General features: G+C 62.0%; 21 protein-coding genes and 1 pseudogene. 5 read left to right on the top strand and 17 right to left on the bottom strand.

Annotated elements, in window-relative coordinates; all coding sequences use genetic code 11:
- Window positions 1-77: 77 nt before the first annotated feature.
- Window positions 78-152 (top strand): annotated as a pseudogene (locus tag ACGYK7_RS16305) (hypothetical protein); the annotation flags it as partial.
- Between the two features lie 159 nt (window positions 153-311).
- On the opposite strand, the gene ACGYK7_RS16300 reads toward ACGYK7_RS16305, so the two are convergent.
- The 12 genes from ACGYK7_RS16300 to ACGYK7_RS16245 form a co-directional block, all read right to left on the bottom strand.
- Window positions 312-1,082 (bottom strand): SDR family oxidoreductase, encoded by a 771-nt coding sequence (locus tag ACGYK7_RS16300; RefSeq protein WP_394403527.1) that lies wholly within the window; start codon window positions 1,080-1,082, stop codon window positions 312-314.
- Window positions 1,082-2,005, bottom strand: coding sequence for a dihydrodipicolinate synthase family protein (locus ACGYK7_RS16295; RefSeq protein WP_394403526.1), 924 nt, complete (start codon window positions 2,003-2,005; stop codon window positions 1,082-1,084). Before ACGYK7_RS16295 ends, ACGYK7_RS16300 begins: the two co-directional genes overlap by 1 nt.
- A gap of 8 nt (window positions 2,006-2,013) precedes the next feature.
- Window positions 2,014-2,673 carry an aspartate/glutamate racemase family protein gene (locus ACGYK7_RS16290; RefSeq protein WP_394403525.1) on the bottom strand — a complete coding sequence of 220 codons (660 nt, stop codon included), beginning with the start codon at window positions 2,671-2,673 and terminating at the stop codon, window positions 2,014-2,016.
- Entirely contained in the window at window positions 2,670-4,127 is a 1,458-nt protein-coding gene (locus ACGYK7_RS16285; RefSeq protein WP_394403524.1) for an amidohydrolase family protein, read from the bottom strand. The genes ACGYK7_RS16290 and ACGYK7_RS16285 overlap by 4 nt, the downstream gene beginning before the upstream one ends.
- A complete protein-coding gene (locus ACGYK7_RS16280) occupies window positions 4,117-5,559 on the bottom strand; it encodes an ABC transporter substrate-binding protein (RefSeq protein ID WP_394403523.1) in 1,443 nt (480 codons plus the stop codon). Before ACGYK7_RS16280 ends, ACGYK7_RS16285 begins: the two co-directional genes overlap by 11 nt.
- Window positions 5,556-6,590 (bottom strand): ABC transporter ATP-binding protein, encoded by a 1,035-nt coding sequence (locus ACGYK7_RS16275; RefSeq protein ID WP_394403522.1) that lies wholly within the window; start codon window positions 6,588-6,590, stop codon window positions 5,556-5,558. The genes ACGYK7_RS16280 and ACGYK7_RS16275 overlap by 4 nt, the downstream gene beginning before the upstream one ends.
- Entirely contained in the window at window positions 6,587-7,582 is a 996-nt protein-coding gene (locus ACGYK7_RS16270) for an ABC transporter ATP-binding protein (protein ID WP_394403521.1), read from the bottom strand. The genes ACGYK7_RS16275 and ACGYK7_RS16270 overlap by 4 nt, the downstream gene beginning before the upstream one ends.
- The gene (locus tag ACGYK7_RS16265; protein ID WP_394403520.1) at window positions 7,582-8,454 is read right to left on the bottom strand and encodes an ABC transporter permease; all 873 of its coding nucleotides are present in this window, start codon (window positions 8,452-8,454) and stop codon (window positions 7,582-7,584) included. The genes ACGYK7_RS16270 and ACGYK7_RS16265 overlap by 1 nt, the downstream gene beginning before the upstream one ends.
- Before the next feature lie 10 nt (window positions 8,455-8,464).
- A complete protein-coding gene (locus ACGYK7_RS16260; RefSeq protein ID WP_209219526.1) occupies window positions 8,465-9,430 on the bottom strand; it encodes an ABC transporter permease in 966 nt (321 codons plus the stop codon).
- 73 nt (window positions 9,431-9,503) lie between these two features.
- Window positions 9,504-11,063, bottom strand: a complete 1,560-nt coding sequence (locus tag ACGYK7_RS16255; protein WP_394403519.1) for an ABC transporter substrate-binding protein — start codon at window positions 11,061-11,063, stop codon at window positions 9,504-9,506.
- A gap of 78 nt (window positions 11,064-11,141) precedes the next feature.
- Window positions 11,142-11,534: a VOC family protein gene (locus tag ACGYK7_RS16250; protein ID WP_168612356.1), complete on the bottom strand. Its 393-nt coding sequence runs from the start codon at window positions 11,532-11,534 to the stop codon at window positions 11,142-11,144.
- Window positions 11,535-11,627: 93 nt separating this feature from the next.
- On the bottom strand, window positions 11,628-12,275 hold the full coding sequence (locus ACGYK7_RS16245) for a GntR family transcriptional regulator (RefSeq protein ID WP_394403518.1): 648 nt from the start codon (window positions 12,273-12,275) through the stop codon (window positions 11,628-11,630).
- 125 nt (window positions 12,276-12,400) lie between these two features.
- Here ACGYK7_RS16245 and hydA point away from each other — a divergent pair, with 125 nt between their 5' ends.
- Window positions 12,401-13,792, top strand: coding sequence for a dihydropyrimidinase (hydA, locus tag ACGYK7_RS16240; RefSeq protein WP_394403517.1), 1,392 nt, complete (start codon window positions 12,401-12,403; stop codon window positions 13,790-13,792).
- A 42-nt stretch (window positions 13,793-13,834) separates the two neighbouring features.
- On the opposite strand, the gene ACGYK7_RS16235 is transcribed toward hydA, so the two are convergent.
- Genes ACGYK7_RS16235 through ACGYK7_RS16225 form a run of 3 tightly spaced genes read right to left on the bottom strand, consistent with a single transcriptional unit; the run spans window position 13,835 to window position 16,795 of the window.
- The gene (locus ACGYK7_RS16235) at window positions 13,835-14,947 is read right to left on the bottom strand and encodes a C4-dicarboxylate TRAP transporter substrate-binding protein (RefSeq protein WP_394403516.1); all 1,113 of its coding nucleotides are present in this window, start codon (window positions 14,945-14,947) and stop codon (window positions 13,835-13,837) included.
- Between the two features lie 28 nt (window positions 14,948-14,975).
- Window positions 14,976-16,286 (bottom strand): TRAP transporter large permease, encoded by a 1,311-nt coding sequence (locus ACGYK7_RS16230; protein ID WP_394403515.1) that lies wholly within the window; start codon window positions 16,284-16,286, stop codon window positions 14,976-14,978.
- Window positions 16,283-16,795: a TRAP transporter small permease subunit gene (locus ACGYK7_RS16225; protein WP_209219519.1), complete on the bottom strand. Its 513-nt coding sequence runs from the start codon at window positions 16,793-16,795 to the stop codon at window positions 16,283-16,285. Before ACGYK7_RS16225 ends, ACGYK7_RS16230 begins: the two co-directional genes overlap by 4 nt.
- Window positions 16,796-16,926: 131 nt before the next feature.
- Between ACGYK7_RS16225 and ACGYK7_RS16220 the strand changes: the two genes are divergently transcribed.
- Complete coding sequence (locus ACGYK7_RS16220) at window positions 16,927-17,823, top strand: LysR family transcriptional regulator (RefSeq protein WP_394403514.1); 897 nt, start codon at window positions 16,927-16,929, stop codon at window positions 17,821-17,823.
- A gap of 71 nt (window positions 17,824-17,894) precedes the next feature.
- Window positions 17,895-18,653, top strand: coding sequence for an alpha/beta hydrolase (locus ACGYK7_RS16215; protein ID WP_394403513.1), 759 nt, complete (start codon window positions 17,895-17,897; stop codon window positions 18,651-18,653).
- Between the two features lie 47 nt (window positions 18,654-18,700).
- On the opposite strand, the gene ACGYK7_RS16210 is transcribed toward ACGYK7_RS16215, so the two are convergent.
- Complete coding sequence (locus ACGYK7_RS16210; RefSeq protein WP_394403512.1) at window positions 18,701-18,997, bottom strand: CcdB family protein; 297 nt, start codon at window positions 18,995-18,997, stop codon at window positions 18,701-18,703.
- Entirely contained in the window at window positions 18,997-19,239 is a 243-nt protein-coding gene (locus ACGYK7_RS16205; protein ID WP_394403511.1) for a type II toxin-antitoxin system CcdA family antitoxin, read from the bottom strand. The genes ACGYK7_RS16210 and ACGYK7_RS16205 overlap by 1 nt, the downstream gene beginning before the upstream one ends.
- Window positions 19,240-19,782: 543 nt before the next feature.
- Between ACGYK7_RS16205 and ACGYK7_RS16200 the strand changes: the two genes are divergently transcribed.
- A protein-coding gene (locus ACGYK7_RS16200) for an IS3 family transposase (RefSeq protein WP_394403510.1) occupies window positions 19,783-20,918 on the top strand; the annotation gives its coding sequence in 2 pieces (ribosomal slippage) (window positions 19,783-20,047 and window positions 20,047-20,918; 1,137 coding nt in all).
- Window positions 20,919-21,162: the final 244 nt, after the last annotated feature.

Below are 21,162 nucleotides of genomic sequence, written 5' to 3'. Positions count from 1 at the left end.
CCTACGCTCCTCAATCGCGCGCCGCGGTTGATTTGCAGGTGCGTTTCTTCGATGGTCCGCTTCGGTCAACATGACGGATTGAAGTACAGACCGGGTCCTACCTAGGTGAGGATGACATCATTCGCCACGAGAACGTTTACGCGCGCAAGTAGTGAGATCTTGACGGCGGCCTGTCTAGCGCGATGGCGTACCGCTGCGCGCGCTAGACACGCCCCTTTTGATGCGAATAGGTCTCGGGAGGGCACCCTTGATATAGCGACCATTGCGACCCAAGCACTTCTTGGCGCTTTGATCTCGTCGATTGATCCCGATCAAATCCCTTTGATCGCGCCGCCGTCAATGCGAATGCGCGACCCGGTGACGTAGCCTGCCCGCGCCGAGGCGAGGAAGGTGACTACATCGGCAAATTCTTCCGGTTTGCCGTAGCGGCCCGCCGGGATCGTGGCGCGCGACCTGGCGGCCACCGTGGCCACGTCGCTATCGGTGCGTTTGGCCGCGGCGGCGTCCAGCTCGTCCACCCGCTGCGTGTGGATGCGCCCCGGCATCACCACGTTGACGGTGATGCCGTCACCCGCGACCTCGTTTGCCAGTGTCTTCGACCAACCCACCACCGCCGAGCGGATGCCGTTGCTGAGCGCGAGGTTCGGAATGGGCTGCTCCACGCCCGAGGAGGTGATCGAGATGATCCGGCCCCAGCCGCGTGCCTTCATCTCAGGCAGGAGCCGCGTGTTGAGGTGAAAGAGGTTCGCCGCCATCGCCTCGAAATACGCCAGCCACTGGCCGCGTTCTGCCCCTTGCGCAGTGCCCGGGGGCGGGCCGCCGCCATTGTTGACGATGATGTCCGCGCCGCCGTCCGAGAGCAGCTGGTCGGCCAGCGCGTCGACCTGGGCGAGGTCCGACAGGTCGCATTCAACGGGGTGGACGTTCTCCATGCCTTCCGCCCAATCGGCGATCTTGTCGCGGCTGCGCGCCACGGCGAAGACGGTCGCGCCCTCGGCGGCCAAGGACTTGGCGATTGCCATGCCGAGGCCCCGGCTGGCCCCCAGTACAAGCGCGCGTTTGCCGTTCAGTTCGAGGTCCATTAGTTCAGTTCCTTCAATCGTTTTTCCTGTCTCGAGATCAGTCGGTCGACCTCGGCGCGGGCGGCTTCGCTCAGCGCGGCACCGGGGCGGCGCTGCGCGTCATGGGCGATGATGCCGCGTTTCGCGAGCGTGTATTTGCGGATCGCCAGACCCAGGCCCGGCTGCTGCTCGAAGCGCGCCAGAGGCAGGTAGGCATCGAAGATGTCCTGCGCGCGAGTCAGCTCGCCGCGGCTGCACAGATCGACCACCTGCACCATCATCTCCGGATAGGCGAACCCGGTCATCGCGCCATCGGCACCGCGGCCCATCTCCTCGGGCAGGAACAGCCCGCCGTTGCCGCAAAGGATCGACAGCGGGCGCTCCAGCATGCCCTCGGCCCGCAGGGCGGAGATTTTCTCGAGCCCCGGCCAATCCTCATGTTTCAGGCAGACGCAGGTGGGCAGTTCGTTGACGATCCGCGCGATCACCTTGGGCGCGATCTGCACGCCGGTCACGAGCGGGAAATCCTGCAGCACGAAGGGAACGTCGCCCAGCACCTCGGCCACCTGTCGGTAATAATTCACGATCTGGTCGTCGGTACGCAGGCTCCCCGGCGGGGCCACCATGACACCGGTGGCGCCGAGTTCCATCACCGCGCGCGTTAGCGTGTCGATCTGCGCGAAGCCGGGGGCGGAGACGCCCACCACCACCGGCACCCGGCCATCGACGCGTTTCAGGATGCGGGCGACGACCTCTTGCGATTCCTCGACCGTCAGCTTCGGGGCCTCGCCCATCATGCCCAGAACCGTCAGGCCCGTGGCCCCCACCTCGAGATAGAAGTCGACCATGCGGTCGCAGCTTTCCATGTCGATGCGGCCATCCGGGTGAAAGGGCGTCACGGCGATGACGAAGACGCCCTTGGCGTCTGCTGTGAGTGCGGACATGTTCTCTCCTATCGTGTCTGTTGCAGGGCGACCCGGCCGATCGCCATGGCGGTGGCCGCCTGACAGGGCTCGATGACGGGCACGCCGAGGGATTTTTCAAGCTCACCGCGAAAGGCGGTCATCCCGGCGCAGCCGAGGATCAGCACATCCGCCCCCGCGCCATCGCGGAGCGAAGTGCCGACGGTCTTCAACCGCTCGAAGGTGCGGGTCTTATCGGCCAGTTCCAGCACGCCAAGCTCCAGCGGTTCGTCGCCCGCGAGCCGGTCCATCACCCCCATGGCGCCGAGGTAGCGCATGTGCCGCGGGATCGAGCGGCGCAGGATCGAGATAATGCCGAAGCGCTGGCCCAGCGTCATCGCGGTCAGCACCGCCGCCTCCGCGATGCCCAAGACGGGCCGCGCCGATTGCTCGCGCAGGGCGGCCAGCCCGGGGTCCGAGAAACAGGCGACGACAAAGGCGCTCGCCTGATTTTCGAGTGCGGCGCAATGCGCCAGCATCGGGCCGACGACACCGTCGACATGGGCCTGCGTTTCGATCCCCGGGGGGCCTTCGGCCAGTGTCCGCGCCACGATCGGCACCGGGCAGGATGTACGCATCGGGTCGACCGCGTTGTCGATGCCATCGGTCACATGCTGGCTGCTGTTGGGGTTGACGATGTAGATGGTCATGACTGGCCTTCCGTGCCGTGGGGGGTGCTGCCCCAGAAATTCGCGGGCAATTCGAGGTCGGGCGCGCCGCCCAAGCGGTCGATCATCAACTCGGCCTGCCTGGCCGCCTCGCGCAGAGCCGCCGCTTCGTCGAGCCGTGTGGCGTGGGCGTCGCGCAGCACCATCTCGCCGCCCACCATAACGTTGCTCACGTCGTTGCCGTTGGCAAAGCAGACCAGCCGGTGCACCGCCATGTTGCCGGGCTGCAGATGCGGGCGGGCGAGGTCCATGGTCACGATGTCGGCCTGTTTGCCGACCTCCAGCGAGCCGATGCGGTCTTCCATCCCGAGCGCGCGCGCGCCGTCGATGGTGCACATCGCCAGCGCCTTGCCGATTTGCAGCACGTCGGCGTCACGGAAATGGCGGCGGTGGTAGTGCATCGCCTGCTGCATGTGCCGGAACATGTCGCCCGAGCGGTCCGGCGCGGTGGCGTCCGACCCGAGACCGACGCAGACGCCCATGTCCATCATCTCCACCGCCGGGCAACGGCCCGAGATCGAGGCATTGGCCGAGGGGTTATGCGCGATCTTGGTGCCTGTTTCGGCGACGGCGATCATCTCGTCGTCGTGCAAGTCGATGCAATGCGACAGCAGCGCGTTCGGCCCCAGTGTCCCCAGTTCTTTGGCCCGCCGGATCGAGCCGCGCCAGTGGCCGTCCTGGGTAAAGACCAGCCCCTTGTCGCGGGCGTGGGCCTGCACCGCTTGGGTCTGCGCGCAGGCGGCGGCGTAATCTTCCGCAGCCATGTCGCGCTCATGCTCGTCGCGCAGCACGGGATAGAGCATGGCGATATTGATCCGGCCCGCGTGGGTGTCGTGCCAGTCCTCGGCCACGGCTTTGGCGGTGTCGAACTGCTGCTCGAAGCTTACCGGATAGGGGCGCCGTTCGCCGGTCTCCCAATCTGCATAGGTCAGCGGATGTGGCGCGCGGGTGGGACCGACGGCCACGACGCTGCGGGTGCCGACCTCCAGCACGCCCTCGCAATGCGCCGCGGCATAGGCCGGATCGTCGCTGCGCATGATCGTATCTCCGCCGCCCAAGAGCGACACGCCGGTGGCCACGCCGAAGCGCAGCCGCTCAAGGGCCGCCAGCCGCGCTTCCGCGAGCCAGAAATCGGGGGTGGAGATCTGTGTATAGACCTCGCCGCAGATCGTCTCCCAACGATCGTCTGCGTGCATGCCCATGGTCTTGATCAGACCATGGCCGGCGTGGGCATGCACATCCACGAGCCCCGGAAAGATGACATGGCCGGTGCAGTCGATCACCTCCGTGGCTTCGAGCTGTTCGGTCAGCTCCGAAGCGCTGCCGATGGCCACGATCTTGCCGTCTTGGACCGCCACGGCCCCCGCTTCGATCACCCGGCGGGCGGGGTCCATGGTGATGACGGTGCCGCCAGTCAGAAGCGTGTCAGCCAGCATGGGCCACCTCCGGCAAATGCGGCAGCTGCGTCACGTCGATCACCCCGTCGGCGGGCATGGTGAAATCGGGATGCTCCCCCGCGATGCCGATCACCCGCAGCGGATTGTAGAGCGTGAGCCACGCCGGATCCTCCTGCAGCAGGCCGTAGGCCTCCTGCCAGACCTGCGCGCGCGCGGCGCGGTCGGGGATTACGCGGCCGCGGTCGATCAGCGCCTCGATCTTCGGGTTGGCATAGCCCTGCCACCAAGAACCTGCCACGCGGCTGTCGATCTTCTCGTAGAGCACGCGGTAGGTGCTCATCGGGCTTGAATCGAAGACGCAGAGGTCGCGGATTTCCTTGCGACGGACCATGTGGGCATAGTCTTCGCGCTCGGGGTGGATATGCACGTTGAGCGTGATGCCCACCTCCTTGAGCTGTTCGCCGAGGGCGGCGGTCAGCCGCTCGGCCTCGTCCGGCAGGCGCGTTGGGCAATCGACGTCGAGCGTCAGGCCATCGCCTTGCCCCGCCTCCGCCAGCAGGGCGCGGGCGGTGTCGCGATCCATCTGCGCGCCTTGCCCCGTCCCGGCCCCGAAATGGTTCGGGCTGACGAAGCCGCGCAGCGGGCGGGCGGCGCCCTGCATCACGGTCTCGACGATGGCCTCGCGGTCGACCGCAAGGTTCAGCGCCCGGCGGACACGGGCGTCCGCCAGCGGGCCGCGCGCAGCATTCAGCAGGTAGATGATCGCGACGGGCGAGAGGAACTCGTGCCGCATCGCGCCGAGGCTGCGCGAGGCTGCGAAGTCGAGGCCGTTGGCGACCTGCACCTCGCCGCGCGCCAGCATCGCCTGACGTTTGGCCACGTCGGGTTCCAGCAGCCATGTGACAGTCTCGTTCGCCGGGGTGCCGGAGAAATGCCCCGTCACCCGTTCGGCACTGATGCGCTCTGGCGTGATCTCTGTAATCCGGTAAGGCCCGCTGCCAACCTGCGCAGTATGATCGCCTGCGTCGAGCGCCGGGAAAGCCGAGGGTGCGACGATGAAGCCTTGCTCCAGCACGTCTAGGAGATCGGCCATCGGCGCGGTCAGCGTGACGCGAAGCCGCGTCGGGGTCAGAACCTCCAACTTGGCCCCGCCCAGAAACTGCCGCCATACCGCCGGCGCGCCCAAGGTATAGCCCTTGTCCTCCCGCGCCATGCGATTGAGCGAGGCGGCCACCGCCTCCGCGTCGCAGGGAGTGCCGTCGTGGAAGGTCACGCCCGGTTGCAGGTCGAAGGTCCAGACGGCTGCGTCCTCCGACACCTCCCAGTCGCGCGCCAGCGCGGGGACAAACCCCTGCCCGTGGCGTTTCACCAGAGTATCATAGATCGCGTGCAGCACCGTCAGCTCATCACTGGCGTCGGTGCAGTCATGCGGGTCGTGAAGGCCCAGCCGGGCCTGTGTGATCCGGGTCATGCGACATCCCTTTCCGGCTCATCGATCAGGTGGCAGGCGACGGTCTGGCCGTCGCCGACATCTCGCAAGGCGGGCCGTTCGGCGGCGCAGCGGTCCCAGGCAAAGGGGCAGCGGGTGCGGAAACAGCAGCCCGAGGGCAACGAGAGCGCCGAAGGCACCTCGCCCGTAAGCTCGATTTCCTCTTTATCCCGCTTTTCCTTGATGCTGGGTGCAGCCGAGAGAAGGGCGCGTGTGTAGGGATGACGTGGGCGCGAGAACAGCACGTCGCGCGGGGCGTTCTCGACCATGAAACCGAGGTACATCACGCCGATCTTGTCGGCGATGTGATGCACGACTGAGAGATCGTGGCTGATGAAAAGATAGGCGAGACCGAACTCGTCGCGCAGGTCTTTCATCAGGTTCAGGATCTGCGCCTGGATCGAGACGTCGAGCGCCGACACAGGCTCGTCCGCGACGATCAGCCCCGGCGTGACCGACAGCGCCCGTGCGATGCCGATGCGCTGACGCTGGCCGCCGGAGAACTGGTGCGGATAGCGCCCGGCGTGTTCGGCATTGAGGCCAACCTTCGCCAGAAGCGCCTCGATTTTTTCGGGCACCTCGCGCCGTTCGGCGGCGGTCTTGGTCTGCTGCAGCAACGGCTCCGCCACGATATCGCGCACCTTCTGGCGCGGGTTGAGCGAGGCATAGGGGTCCTGGAAGATCATCTGCATCTTTGCGCGGACGGGCAACATCTGCGCAAAATCATGCTCGGCCACGTCCTCACCATCAATGCGCAATTCGCCGCCTGTGGGTTTGTAGATGCGCGCGATGGTCTTGGCGACGGTGGACTTGCCACAGCCGCTTTCGCCCACCAGCGCCATGATTTCACCGCGTTCGATGCTGAAGTTCACCCCGTTGACCGCGCGGACCACAGGCTTGTCGATCCGAGGGCCCTTCTTGCCAAAACGCAGTCGGTCGAGGACGGAACCGCCTAAGGAGAAATGCATCTCAAGGTCGCGCACGTCGAGCATTGGTGCAGGGGCATCGGTCATGCGGTGTCTCCGGGGCTGAGAGGAAAGTGACAGGCCGCCGATAACGAGCCGCGCTGTGGCATCAGATCGGGTTCGATCTCCGCACAAAGGGCCTGCGCGCGCGGACAGCGGTCGCGGAAGTTGCAACCCCGGGGCAGGTTGCGAATATCCGGTACGGTGCCGGGGATCTGTTTTAGCCGTTCGTGCCGGTTCGACAGATCGGGGATGCTGTCGATCAATCCGCGGGTATAGGGATGCGCGGGGGCTTCGATTAGTTCGCGGGTGCGCCCGCGTTCGACCACGTTGCCGCAGTAAAGCACCGTAATGTGGTCGGCCATCTCCGACACGACGGCGAGATCGTGGGTGACGAGGATCATAGAAGCGCCCTTCTCGGCGATCTGGCGGCGCATCAGTTTCAGGATCTGGCTTTGAATTGTCACGTCGAGCGCGGTGGTCGGCTCATCCGCGATGATCAGGCGCGGGCGCGCCAGAAGTGCGATGGCGATCACTACGCGCTGGCGCATCCCGCCCGAGAACTGGTGCGGATAGGCCTTGAGCCGCTCCGCCGCGCGGCTGATGCCGACACTTTCCAGCATCTCGACGCAGGCCGTGTGACGCGCCTCGGCGTCCAAATCGCTGTGCAGGCGCAGGACCTCGTCCATCTGCCGGCCCACCGTGTGCAGCGGGTTGAGCGAGGTCATCGGGTCTTGGAACACCATCGAGATGTCACGCCCCCGGATCTCGCGCAGCCGCGCCTCCCCGGCCTTCACGAGGTCTTCGCCGTCGAGCAGGATCTCCCCGCCCTCGATCTTGCCGGGGCTGTCGATGAGGCCAAGGATCGAGAAGCCGACGACCGATTTGCCGCCGCCGCTTTCGCCCACGAGGCCCATGACCTCGCCCGCCGCGATATCGAAGCTGACGCCGTTCACGGCTTTCACCGTGCCCGCGAAAGTGTGGAAATGGGTCCTGAGGTCTCGGACCTCGAGCAGTTTTTGCTGTACCGTGTCGCGCATCATTTCAGCCTCGGGTTCAGTTCGTCGCGCAGGAAATCGCCAAAGAGGTTGATACCGAAGACCAGCATCATGATTGCCACGCCGGGAAAGACGCTGGTCCACCACAGGCCGGAGAACAGCACGTCGAAACCGTTCTTGATCAACAGCCCCAGCGACGGCTGGGTGATCGGCACGCCGACGCCGAGGAACGACAACGACGCCTCGATCAGCACGAAGGTGCCGACCTGAATGGTCGCGATGACGATGAGCGGTGTCAGCACGTTGGGCAGCACATGTTTGCGGATGATCTTGTGGTTCGGCAGGCCGGCGACCTTGGCCGCCTGCACGTATTCTTTTTCGATCTCCGACAGAGTCGAGCCGCGCACGGTGCGGGCATAGACCACCCAGCCCACGGCTGTCAGCGCAATCAGCACCTTGTCGATCCCGGTGCCCACGGCGGACATCAGAAACAGCGCGATCAGGATCGAGGGGAAAGAAAGCTGGATGTCGGCGATGCGCATGATGACGCTGTCGACGATGCCGCCGTAGAATCCCGCGATCAGCCCCAGAAGCGTGCCGATGACGCATGAGGCCGCCATCGCCACCAGCCCGATGAAGAGCGAGATCCGCGCGCCATAGAGGATCGAAGCCCAGACGTCGCGCCCCTGCCCGTCGGTGCCGAGCCAGAACTGCGGGTCTCCCCCTTCGAGCCAGAACGGCGGTTTGTAGCTGTCCATCAGGTTCAGCGCCGCGATGTCATAGGGGTCCTGCGCCACGAGGAAGGGGCCAAGCAGCACGGCGAGGGCAAAGAATGCCATCAGCGCGCTGCCGATCATCGCCGAGGAACTGCGGCGGTAGTTGTAGAAGAATTCGGATTGGAAGAATGCCGTCATGTCGCCGCCCTCATTTCAACGTGATACGCGGGTCGATCAGCGTGTAGACGATGTCGACGAGGAAATTGATCACCACGAAGATCAGCGCCACCAGCATGAGGTAGACGACGATCACCGGGCGATCGGCGCGGTAGATGCTGTCGATCAAAAGCTTGCCCATGCCGGGCCAGGAAAAGATCGTCTCGGTGATCGTGGCAAAGGCGATGAGATCGCCCAGTTGCAGGCCGAAGATGGTGATGACCGGAATGAGCGCGTTCTTCAGCCCGTGTTTGTAGAGCACGTCGCGGCGCGTCGCACCCTTAGCGCGGGCGAACTTCATGAAGTCTTGCCGCCCGACCTCCATCATCCCCGCGCGGGTCATACGCAAAAGGATCGCCATGGTGGCAAGCGAAAGCGTCACGGCCGGGAGAATGATGTGATGCCAGCCGTCGGCGGTTAGCAGGCTGATGCGCAGCCCGAAGATCTCGGCCGTGTCGCCGCGCCCCGAGGAGGGGAAGATCCCCCAATGCACGGCGAAGAGGAAGATCAGCACCATGCCGACCCAGAAACCGGGAAGCGAGATGCCAAGAAGAGAGCCCGCCATGATCGTGCGGCTGATGCGGGAGTTCGGGTTGGCCCCGGCATAGACGCCAAGCGGAATGGCCACCGCGAGCGCCAGCGCCATGGCAACCAGCACCATCTCGACGGTGGCGGGGAGACGCTCCAAGATCAGCGTCATCGCGGGCTGGCGGAAGACGTAGGAATTGCCGAAATCACCCTGCACGAGGCTCGTGATGAAGCGCCCGTATTGCACCAGCAGCGACTGGTCGAGCCCGAGGATGCGGCGCGCCTGCGCGATCTCGGCATCGGTGGCGTCGATCGGCACGACCATGAACACAGGATCGCCGGTGAAACTCATCATCAAGAAGACGATCACGGAGACGATCCAGAGGACAAGCGTCATCTGGATCAGACGTTTGAGCAGATATCCGAACATCGGCGGCTACAGTCTTTCGGCAAGGAGAGGAAAGACCCCGGCAGCGCAGGCCGCCGGGGCCGGAGGCGGCGGCTTACTCGGCCACGTCCATGTCATAGGCCCAGATGAACTTGTCCACGCGCGGCTCAAGCATCACGCCGTCACGCTTGGCGTAGATGTCCTGCTCGTAATGCACGGGGATCATCGGTATGTCGTTCAACAAGAGCTTGGAGGCTTCCTGCAGGTACTGGTCACGCTCTTCGATGCTGGGGGTGGCGTCGGCCTTGTCGACCAGCGCGTCGAGCTCCGGGTTGGAGTAGGAACCGCGGTTGACCTGCCCGTAACCTTCCTTCTTGTCGCGGGTGTAGAACAGCGCGCCGTACATGGAGCCTGCATCCCCCGCCGGCACGTCCCAGCCCGACATGATGAAGCTGGAGTTCTCCGTGGGCACGCGGATGTAGCCCCAGAAGTTTGACTTGGGCATGATGTTCAGCTGCAGGTCGATGTTGATCTTGGCCAGCATCGAGGCCAGCGCCTGCGCAATCTGCGCGTCGTTGACGTAGCGGTTGTTGGTGGCGTCGAGCGTCATGGTGAAGCCGTCGGCATAGCACGCCTCGGCCATCAGCTCTTTCGCCTTCTCGATGTCCACCGGGTACATCTCGCGGAAGCTCATACCGTCGGCATAGCCGATGTGGCTTTCGGGGACATATTGGTCGCTCGGGGTGGCCAGACCGTTCATGACGATCTTGTTAATCGCATCGGTGTCGATGGCCCGCGCGATGGCCTCGCGCACGCGCTGGTCGGTCATCGGGTTGTCGCCTTCGATGGTCGGGGATTTCTCCCGGGTATCCATGGCCAGCACGACGTTCAGAAGGCTCGGGCGGGTGACGACCTCAAAACCTTCTTCCCGCTTGACCCGATCCACATCCCGCACCGCGAGGTCTTGGATCACATCCACCTCGCCGCTCAGCAGTGCTGCAGTGCGGGTTGCGGGGTTGGTGACCGGGCGGAAGGTGACCGTGTCGATCTTCGGCTCGCCGGCCCAGTAGTCATCGAAGGCCGAGAGCACCAGCTTCTCTTCCTTGATCCAGCTTTCCAGCTTGTAAGGGCCGGTGCCCATCGGCTCGAGATCCATCTTCTCGTCGCCGGTGGCTTGGGTGTATTCGCTGTCGAGGATCAGCAGCTCCGCCAGATCGTTGGGCAGTACCGCGTAGGGCTTGGGTGTCTTGATCTCGACGGTGTAATCGTCGACCGCCGTGATCGAGGCGATATTGGCCACAAGGTCCGGGCGGATCGACTCGCGCGCCTTCTCGACGGTGAAGACCACGTCCTCGGCGGTGAAGTCGTTGCCGTTGTGGAATTTCACACCCTCACGCAGCTTGAAGCGCCATGTGGTGTCATCGACGTTCTCCCAGCTTTCCGCAAGGCCGGGCCCGAAGGACAGATCGGCGCTGCGCTTCACCAGCGGATCATAGAGGTGGTAATACATGATGTTCGAGCTGAGCTCCTCGCCCGCCAGCGGGTAGAGGTGGCTGGGGTCCGCGGTAAGGCCGATGGTGACAGATTTCTCGGCCAATGCCGCGCCAGCCGTCGTGGCCATCAGGGCCAGACCGAGGGCGCTGGCACGCAGCGCGGTTTCACTGAGATATTTCATGGTTAGCTTCTCCACTGTTGGATGGGTGACGGGGCCACTTGGCGGGCCCTCATTCATTTTGGCGACGGATGACCGGCGTCAGTGGCCCGGGCGGGCAGTCTGCACCTCGATCTGATAGCCCTCGGGATCGTTCATAGCGAAGGCGCGGATGCCCAGCTCATCACTGTCGAACATCTTGGTTAGCCCGGCGACCTTGTTGGCCTCGGCCCAGGCATACCAAGCGTCGACATCCGGCACGCGCAGGCAAAGCTGAACGGTCTTCTTCTCCTGCCATTTCTGCATGCCGCGTGTCTCATCCACGAGACCGACATGGGCTTGGCCGTCGATCCGGTAGATCTTGGACCACCCCTGATCAATGGCGAGCGTCAGGCCCAGCACATCCTCATAGAAGCGCATCGCTGTCGGCAAATCGCGGTAATACTGAAAGGTGATCGCGAGAACGATACCGCCTTCGGGTCGTTGCGCCTGCATGGAATCCCCACTGCGTTCCTAATTGGTATCCATACGGTATACACTCGGAATGCTGAGTCAACCACCTTTGCGCCGGCGCTGCCCCACGGGGGATCAGAATGGATGATAAATGTGCGAAATGATCGATTCTCGAACATTGCTGAGATGCAGCTTCATCGCAGCGCTGGCGGCGTCGGGCTCCCCAGCGATGACCGCGTCGATCAAAGCGATATGCTCCTCGCACCCCGGCACCAGACGATCGGGGATCGAACCTTGATCATACATGCCCGTTTTGACCTTAAGGCTTTCGATCAGCTCGAGCAGAAGATTGGAGCCTGCCATCTCTGCAAGGATGAAATGAAGCCGCATATCCAGAGCCGAATGCTCTGCCGCTGTGGGGCGCGGGCCATCTATAAACCCTTGCATTTTATCGCGAATATCATTCAGTTCGGCAGTGGATTTGCCCGAAGACGCGGCTTTGCGCGCCGCCTCACATTCCAGCAGGCTACGCACATGAAGGATCTCCATGATCTCATTTAGGGACACGCTTGAGACCACCGGCGCGCTACCTGCGCTGCGCTTTGCAAGCCCTTCGCTGACCAGCTGACCGATTGCCTCTCGCACCGGTGTGCGCGATACGCCCAAATGGTCGGCGAACTTCTTTTCGCTCAGCCGCGTGCCCGGCTCAAGCGTGCCGTCCAAGATCATCGCCTTCAGCCGTTTGAAGGTGGCATCCCCGAGCGTTTCGGTTTTATCGGTCATGTTACCTCCTCCCGGGGCCAAGAGCCCGCCTCCGCCGCGATATATCTTTTATCGGTATACCATATGGTATACGCATGGTATGATTATTTTCATCACCCTAGATACTGCATATCGTCGAGGTTGCCATGCAAAGCAAACAGATTGACACCGTCATTCGTGGCGGGACCGTTGTAACACCCTTAGGCGTCGCGGTTCAGGACATCGCCATCGCGGAGGGTAAAATCAGTGAGTTGAGCAGCACCATCACATCCTCTGCCCCGACAGAAATCGACGCACACGGCCTCTTGGTATTGCCCGGTGGTGTGGATACCCATTGCCATATCGAACAGATGTCCGGCGCAGGGTTGATGAATGCCGATACGTTCCGCACCGCCACACGCTCTGCCGCGATGGGCGGGACGACGACCACCGTCTCATTCGCCGCGCAGCACGCGGGCCAGAAGATGCGGAAGGTCGTGGGCGACTATGCCGCGCTTGCCAAGAAGGGCGCGATCATCGATCATGCCTTTCACATGATCGTCGCCGACACGGGCAATGGCAATCTGGCCGAAGACATCCCGGCATTGATTGCCGAAGGGCACCGCTCGATCAAGATTTTCACCACCTACGCCAAGGTTCGTCAGGACGACAAATCCATTCTCGATATCCTTGCCTTGGCGCGGGATGCGGGCGCGCTCGTCTGTTTTCACGCCGAGAATGACGGGCTGATCGGCCATATGACCGAAAAGCTGCTGGCCGAGGGCAAGACCGCCCCGAAATACCACGCCGCCTCTCACCCACGCGAGGCAGAGATTGAGGCGATCGACCGGATGTGCCGTTTTGCCGAATTCACCGGGGCGCGGGTGATGATCTTTCACGTCTCGACCCGCGAAGGAGCTGAAATCATCCGGCAGGCCCGCGCGCGTGGGGTAAAGGTGCAGGCGGAGACCTGTCCGCATTACCTCTTTATGACTGAGGATATTCTGGACAGCGAGAATCCGGCCCGCTTTATGTGCTCCCCTCCGCAACGCGGGACCGATGATCAGGCCGCTCTTTGGGAGGCAATGGCAGATGGCACGATTGAGCTGATCACCTCAGACCATGCGCCCTATCGGATGGACGCCAGCGGTAAGTTCGCCCATGGAGAAAACGCGCCGTTCAATCAGATCGCCAATGGGATGCCGGGTCTGGAGACGCGCTTGCCGCTTATGTTCAACGCGATGGTGAGCGAGGGCCGCATGGGTGTCGAAGCATTCGCGAAGGTGACCGCCACCGCGCCCGCGCGGGCCTTTGGTCTGGATGGGAAGGGCGCGATTGCCGAAGGCTTCGATGCCGATCTGGCGATTTGGGAACCTGAGGCTTCTTACACCTACGGCGCCGATGATCTGCATGACAACACCGGGTACAATCCCTTCGAAGGCACTACCGTCAAAGGCATGCCGCGCCATGTGCTCTCTCGGGGTGAGCTATTGGTCAGGGACCGGGCGCTGGTCACCGAAGCGCCGCGCGGTCGCTGGTTGCCAATGCGGGCGGGCTAAGGGGCGCCATTGCGGCGCCCCTACCCTTCTACGCACTAAAGCTTAGTTCATGCCGTAGTTTGCACGGTCCAGCTTGTCATAGATCTCGCTTTTTGCCAGCGCTGCCAGCGCGTCGGTGTCGGTGTGATCCACATCGGCCAGCAGTTCGGCCCAGCGGTCTACGATGCGCTTATAGTCTTCCAGCAGAGCCTCGGGGTTTTCGATCCCGCGGCTTTTGGCGTTTTCGATCAGCACGGCTTCGTCCGATTTGACGAATTCCGCCAGCGCGTCTTTAAGGGCCTGATCGGGCTCGAAGACTTCCATACCGCCTTCCTTCGCAGCAGAGACCGCTTTGTCGACGTCCTTGTCGAATTCAACCCGGTGCTGCGCGAGGTAGTAGGCCATCTGGTCAAACAAGACGTCGCGCGACTCTTGCGACAGCCCCTGCCAGAACGTCGGGTTATAGCCCCACTCAAATCCGGCGTAGTAGTTGCCGACGGCCAGCATGTTCAGATGGGTCACTACATCGGAAAGAGAGAAGGAATCGAGCGCATCGGCTGCCGCCACGGCGCAGTCAAGCGAGCCTGTGTCGAGGCCGGTGTACATCTCGCTTGAGGGGATCGACACGGGCACGGCGCCCACATGTTCGGCAAAACGCGACCAGGCGCCCCCGGCCATGCGCAGGCGTTTGCCTTGAATATCCTCATAGGTGGCGACGGGCGTGTTGCACATCATATAATATTCAGAGGTCGAGTAGCCGCCGCCGAATACCACGCCATTCTCTTTCCACTCGGCCAAGGCGGCTTCGTTGGTGAGGCCAAACTCGGTCGAGGCGAAGGCCATGACCATAGGGTCGGTGTTGTAGAAGGCGAAGTTGCCGATCAGGTTCGCGACAGGCAGTTCGGACGGTGTATAAGTGCCCGCGTGATAGGTCACCTGTGCCACGCCATCGCGCACGCCTTGCAATGAAGCGGCCGGCGGCAGCAGGGAGCCGCCAGCGAAGACGGTGAAATTCACCTCGCCATTGGTGTCTTCGGCCACACGTTCGGCAAATTCCACGTAAGGGCCGCGCACCATCGAATGGCGTTCAGCAAAGAAGTGGTTCGCGTTCTGGGCTGCGGCCGCAGTGCCGAGGCCACAGACCGCGAGGGCCAGTATGGATGTGTTAAGTTTCATGTTGTCGTCTCCTCCGGTTAAAAAAGCGTTACTGCGCCATGAGCGAGGGCAGGAACAGGCTGATCGCGGGAAAGGCGATCAGGATAAAAAGCGTCACGATGTCCATGGCGATGAACCATGTCGTGCCCGAGATGATGTCGCGCAGCTTTACCTCGCCCGAGAACGCGCTGTGCAGGACATAAAGGTTCAGGCCGACCGGCGGTGTCACCAACCCGATCTCCAAAAGCTTGATGCAAATGATGCCGAACCAAATGAGGTTGATGTCTGCGGCCTCAAGCACCGGTAACAGGATCGGTAGCGTCAGCAGGATCAGACCGATGGAGTCGATGACCATTCCCAAGATGACGAAGAGCGCGGCAATCATCAGAATGATCACGATCTGATTGTCCGAGACCGACAGCATCATATCCGTTAGGGCGCGGGGCACGCCCGACAACCCCATGAAACGGGTGAACATCACCGCGCCGATGGAGAGAAAGAAGATCGAAGAGGTCGCGAGCGTCGTCTGGCGGATCGCCTCGGCCAGCGCTTTGCGGGTCAGCGAGCGGCGCAGCAATGCAACCGTCGCGGCAAGGAACGCGCCCACGGCGCCGGCCTCAGTCGGAGTGAAGAAGCCGCCGAAGATGCCACCCAAGACGCCGAGCACCAGCACAGGAAATGGCCAAACGGACCAAAGCAGGCCCAGCACTTGCGCCCGGTCGATCCGCTCAACCACGGGCGGGGCAAGCTGCGGTGTGACTGTGGCGCGAACGGTGATCATCGCCATATATACGAAGGCTGAGAGCACACCGGGAATGACGCCCGCGATGAAGAGCTGGCCGATCGATTGCTCAGTGAAAATGCCGTAGAGCACCATGAGGATTGACGGCGGGATGAGGGAGCCAAGCGTGCCTGAAGCCGCGACGACACCGGTGGCCAGCGAAGGGTGATATTTCGCCTTCAGCATCTCCGGCACGGCGATCTTCGACATGGCGGCGGTGGTCGCGATGGAAGAGCCGGAAGCGGCTGCGAAAAGCCCGCAAGCGCCGACACTGGCTGAGGCCAGACCGCCAGGCACCCGCGCCAGCAACACCCGCAAAAGGTCAAACGCGCCTGCGGTAAGTCCGGTATTCGCGGCGATGAACCCCATGAAGAGAAACATTGGGATTGCAGTCAGCGACCAATCTCCGATCAAATTAAAGGGCATGGCGCTGACGATGCCAAACGCGGCTTGTAGATTGAACATCACGGTGATGCCGACGAAGGACACCGCCATAAGGGCCGTCCCGATGGACATCCGAAAGGCCAGCAGGCCGAACAGCGTGCCCACACCGATCCAGCCGATAACGAGATTACTCATGACATGCCCCCATCGAGGTCAGACTGGGTGACAGGCTGCCCGCGCAGCACCAGCAGACCTCGCAGCAACGCGGCGAGACTGGCAAGGCCGAAGCCAAGCGGCAGAACCATACGCGAGGGCCAGACGATGACCTCACGCCCGCCCATCACGACTTCGCCCACACGCAGGGCGCGCATGGCGTCCAGCCCGGTGCGCCATGTCATCACGGCCAAGATGGCGGCGGCGGCGAGGCAGCTAAAAAGCAGCGCGAGTTTCTGAAGCCATGCGGGGAAGTGATTGAACAACAGATCGACCGAGATTTGCTGGTCCTGCATCTCGACAAAGGCCATCGGCAGCATGACCAGCGCGACCATATAGTAGTAGGACGACATCTCGACCGTGCCTTGGATCGGCGCGTTCCACACCAGTTTAGCGACGACATCCGCCACGATGTTCAGCATCATCGCAATGACGCCAAAGCCGCCGATAAACATCAGCCAAGAGCATAATCTGTTGAACAGCGTCAGCATCGGGCCTCCTCCCCATACCAAGACGGGAACCGGGCCCGTAATTCCGATTCAACCTCACCGCTGAAGGGTCAGTTGACAAATAGCGATGGTTGATCGAGTGATAACGGAACGCGATCAACACGGAAGCATCAATGAACGACGGCAGGAAACCCACAAGGCTCGACCTCCGACATCTGCGATACGCTTTGGCCGTGGCCGATGCCCAAGGCTTCCGCGCCGCAGCCGAGATGCTCAATATCGCGCAGCCGGCCATTTCGAAAGCCGTGAAAGACACTGAGGTGGATTTGGGTTTTCGGATATTCGATCGCAGCGGGCCGCGCGTGATCCCCACACCGGAAGGCGTCGTTTTCCTCGACGATGCGCGCCAGACGGTCGCGCAATTCGAGCGGACAATCCGCGCCTCGCGCCAGAATGCGGCCGGGGCCCGTGGGCATATCATCGTGGGCTATTCCGCCCTCGCCACCTCACGGCAAATCTCGGAAGCGCTGGATGCCTTCCACCGCAGCGTCCCCGGCGTGCAGGTCGAGATGCATGTCATGTCCACGGATAACATGCTGAAAAATATGAAGTCTGGTGCGATCGACCTTGGCTTTCTGCTGTCTCATCCCACCGTTGGCGCACCGGGGATCGACCAGATGCCCGTTTGGAGTTCGCGCATCGGTGTGGTCGCCCCCGCAGGCGAAGCCCCCGCGCAAGTGGATGATCTGGCTGAGATGCACTTCGTCATGGGGCTGCGGGAAAACTGGCGCTCATGGCGCGCGCTGCTGGACAGCGCTTGCGATCGCGCGGGCCTTACCCCCATGGTGGCAGATGAGGCTTGGGACGTGCAGGTGATCTTGCAGCGCGTGGCCGAACGCCGCGGCGTGACGCTTTTCCCCATGACCATGGCCGAGAGCCTGCCCGCCGCGCTGGAACTGGTGCCGATAGCAGGGCTGGATGCAGAGGCGACGATCTCGATGGCATGGAGCATCAAGGCAGATACCGGGCTGTTGCGTCAGTTCCGCAACCACTTCCCGCCCCTTGGTTGATCGCGTTCGGTTATCGCACGATACCACAAGTCTATTTGCGTAACACAGCGATAGCGCGATCTTATGCGCCTATGAAACAGACCCCGATCGCCCCCTTCGACCTGCCCGAGGCGCAGCCTTTTCTTCTCGAAGGCAGCGATACCGGATTTCTCTTTTTCCACGGCTTCACCAGCACGCCGCAGAGCGTGCGAGAAGTCGCGGAAAAAGTACATGAGACCAGCGGCGCGACGGTATATTGCCCCCGTCTTGCGGGACATGGCGAAACCCCTGCGGCCCTGGCAAAAACCGGCCAAGCGGATTGGGTCGCCTCAGCAGAGGACGCTCTCGCCACCCTCTCCACAAGCTGTGCCCGGGTTATCGTTGGCGGGCTATCCCTGGGCGCGACACTATCGCTCAATCTCGCAGCCAGAATGCCCGATAAGATACAGGGCGTGGTCAGCATTAACGGCTCAACAGGCCTCTACCGCCCCGAAGTTGTGGCGCCGCTTTACGAGGCAGACGGGCCGGCGTTCATCGACGGCATCGGCTCCGACATCGCCGAACCCGGGAGGACCGAAATCTGCTATGATCGGATCCCGCGCGATACGCTAAAGGAACGCTTCCTGCTGACGAATGCGACCGGCGCATTGCTGCCGCTGATACGGCAGCCTATCTTAATTATGCAGTCGCGATGCGACAATGTGGTCGACCCACAAAACGCGCTGCGTATCGCGACTTCAGTAGGGTCGAACGAGATACAATTGAATTGGCTGGAACGGTCATATCATGTGGCCACGCTGGATTATGAGCGTGGCGAGATTGCGCGGCGGATTGCTGGGTTCTTAGCTTAACCTGTTCCGATAGCGTGTGGTGAAAAGGGCTCGTCAAAATAACCTGCTCAGAACCCCGAAAACACCATGTCGAGCGCACCGCGGATTTCATAGTCTGAAGCGGAAAGGTCCGCGATGGGAGGACCTTTGAGCAACGCAGAGGGGATCGCCGCCATCTCGGCAGTGTGCAGGGCATAGGCATCGCCGTTAATCTCGAACACTGGCTCGAGGCGTCCTATAACCCCTGGCCCGCCTGCAATCGGGATCAAAGGTGCGACCACGCGGGAGCCGGTGTCGATGAGATCCGTCTGAAGGTCGAGCACAAGCCGCCCGCCAGATAGTTGGTAGACTTGGAACTGTGCCATCAGCCGAGCCGCAGCACCTGCAAGTCCGCCAGCGGCATCCCATTGGTCTCAATCCAAGCACGCCGCTCCGAAATCGCCGCCGCGTTGTCTGATGCCCAAGCCGCAGCCCGCGCCGCACGCACCGCTTCTCCGACAGCAGCATCGCTGATCGCCGAGACATTCAAGCCTAATTCCCGGGCGGCAGAGAGATTTTCTGCCGTAAGGGTAATGTTTGTGCGCTGCTTTTCGGCTGTGGTCTGCATGCCATCCTCCTATATCACATAGTAAATACACATGATTGGTGTGTAATGCAATAGATCACAGATCACTTCCCTAGTCGCGCGAATGCCCGGCCGGATTGCAGGAGACGCGTTTTTTCACCCCCTCTCTGAGCCTCGTTAGGCGGATCGACCCGCCCGCCGCTGGTGTTGCGCGTTATCGGCGCTTTGCGACGATGCCTCTTTCTAACGTGATGGAGCCGTACAGTGAGATCCCTATCGCCTAGAAAGCTTCAGCACACCGAATGTAAAATATGCCGGGAAAGCCTCACCAATGCAACTTTTGGAAGAGCCAAAGGCCGTTTCGGGAATAGGGCCAAAGGTTCGGCAGCTATAGCGAAGCGCAGAAGCGATCGGCAACAGGGCGACCGTGTTCAGCTCCAGCGGATGCTCCGCTTGCACAACGAGGTAAAGATCGCCAGCGATCTCAAAAACCTCAAACTTCTGGATCAGGCCATGGGTGGAGAGGTGGTCGCGGGATTTCGGACCAGGTGTTAAGCTGTAGCGCCTGAGGAAGAACGCACAGAAATGACGAAACGGAAACGCTATTCGGCAGAGTTCAAGGCGAAGGTGGCTTTGGAAGCCATCCGCGAGGAGCTGACGACGGCCGAGCTTGCCAAGAAGTATGACATACATCCGACGATGATCAGCGGTTGGAAACGGACAGCGATCAAGAACATGGCACAGGCCTTCAGCGGTCAGTCGAACGGCGAGCCGACGATATCGACGGCAGAGGTGGAAAAGCTGCACGCCAAAATCGGGCAGCTGGTCGTGGAACGGGATTTTTTGTCGGAAGCCTCCAGTCTCGTCCTCGGCACTGGAGGCAAAAAGCGGTGAAGAAAAACCATCCTGATCTCAGCCTCCGGCGGCAATGCAGCCTGCTGTCACTGGCACGTTCGACCCTCTACTACCAGCCGCGCGGGGAAAGCGCCGAGAACCTGAAGTTCATGGAAATCATCGACCAGCAGTTCCTAGAGACGCCGTGGTATGGGTCTCGACAAATGGCCCGCCACATGCAGCGGGAGGGCCACAGATGTGGGCGACATCGTGTGCGGCGGCTGATGAAGCTCATGCGGTTGGTGCCGATCTACCAAGAACCGAAGACCAGCAAGAAGCACCCGGAGCACAAGATATATCCGTATCTTCTGAGGGACTTACCCATCACCCGGACCAACCAGGTCTGGTGTGCTGACATCAGCTACATTCCAATGCGCCGCGGGTTTCTCTACCTCGTTGCCATCATGGACTGGCACAGCCGGAAGGTGCTGAGTTGGCGGCTGTCGAACAGCATGGACGCGGGATTCTGCGTCGAGGCTTTGAAAGAAGCGTTGACCGGATACGGCACCCCGGAGATATTCAACACCGATCAAGGTTCGCAATTCACCAGCACCGATTTCACCGACGTGCTGCGCGATGCGAAGATCAAAATCTCGATGGACGGTCGTGGCCGCTGGATCGACAATCGGATGATCGAGCGGCTCTGGCGATCCCTCAAATACGAATGCGTCTATTTGAACGCCTTCGAAACCGGTTCCGAAGCCCGGGACGGGATTCGTGATTGGATCAGCTACTACAACGAAAGACGCCCACACTCATCACATGGGATCATGACGCCGGACGAGGCCTATGATAGACGATCTCCGGACCTGAAGGTTGCCGCCTGAAATGAAATCAATGCTATAGCTTACCACGGCGGCAAACTGGTCGAATTTCCAGGACCACCTCTGTCAGCCAAATCGCGACCAACCGGCGGCGCTTAGGGTCGAGCGGAGCCGTTTGAAAATCAACCATCTTAAATACCTGAACTTTGTTGACGTCACTTGCGACGAGCGCTTAGGCTCAGGACCCATTGATTATCGCGGAGCCGCATGATTCACCGTCCGAAAACGGAGCGGTGATATGTCTGAT

It is taken from the genome of Sulfitobacter sp. 1A15299 (assembly GCF_043556915.1).
Taxonomy (GTDB): Bacteria; Pseudomonadota; Alphaproteobacteria; order Rhodobacterales; family Rhodobacteraceae; genus Sulfitobacter.
This window is presented reverse-complemented; position numbering and strand designations above follow the sequence as displayed.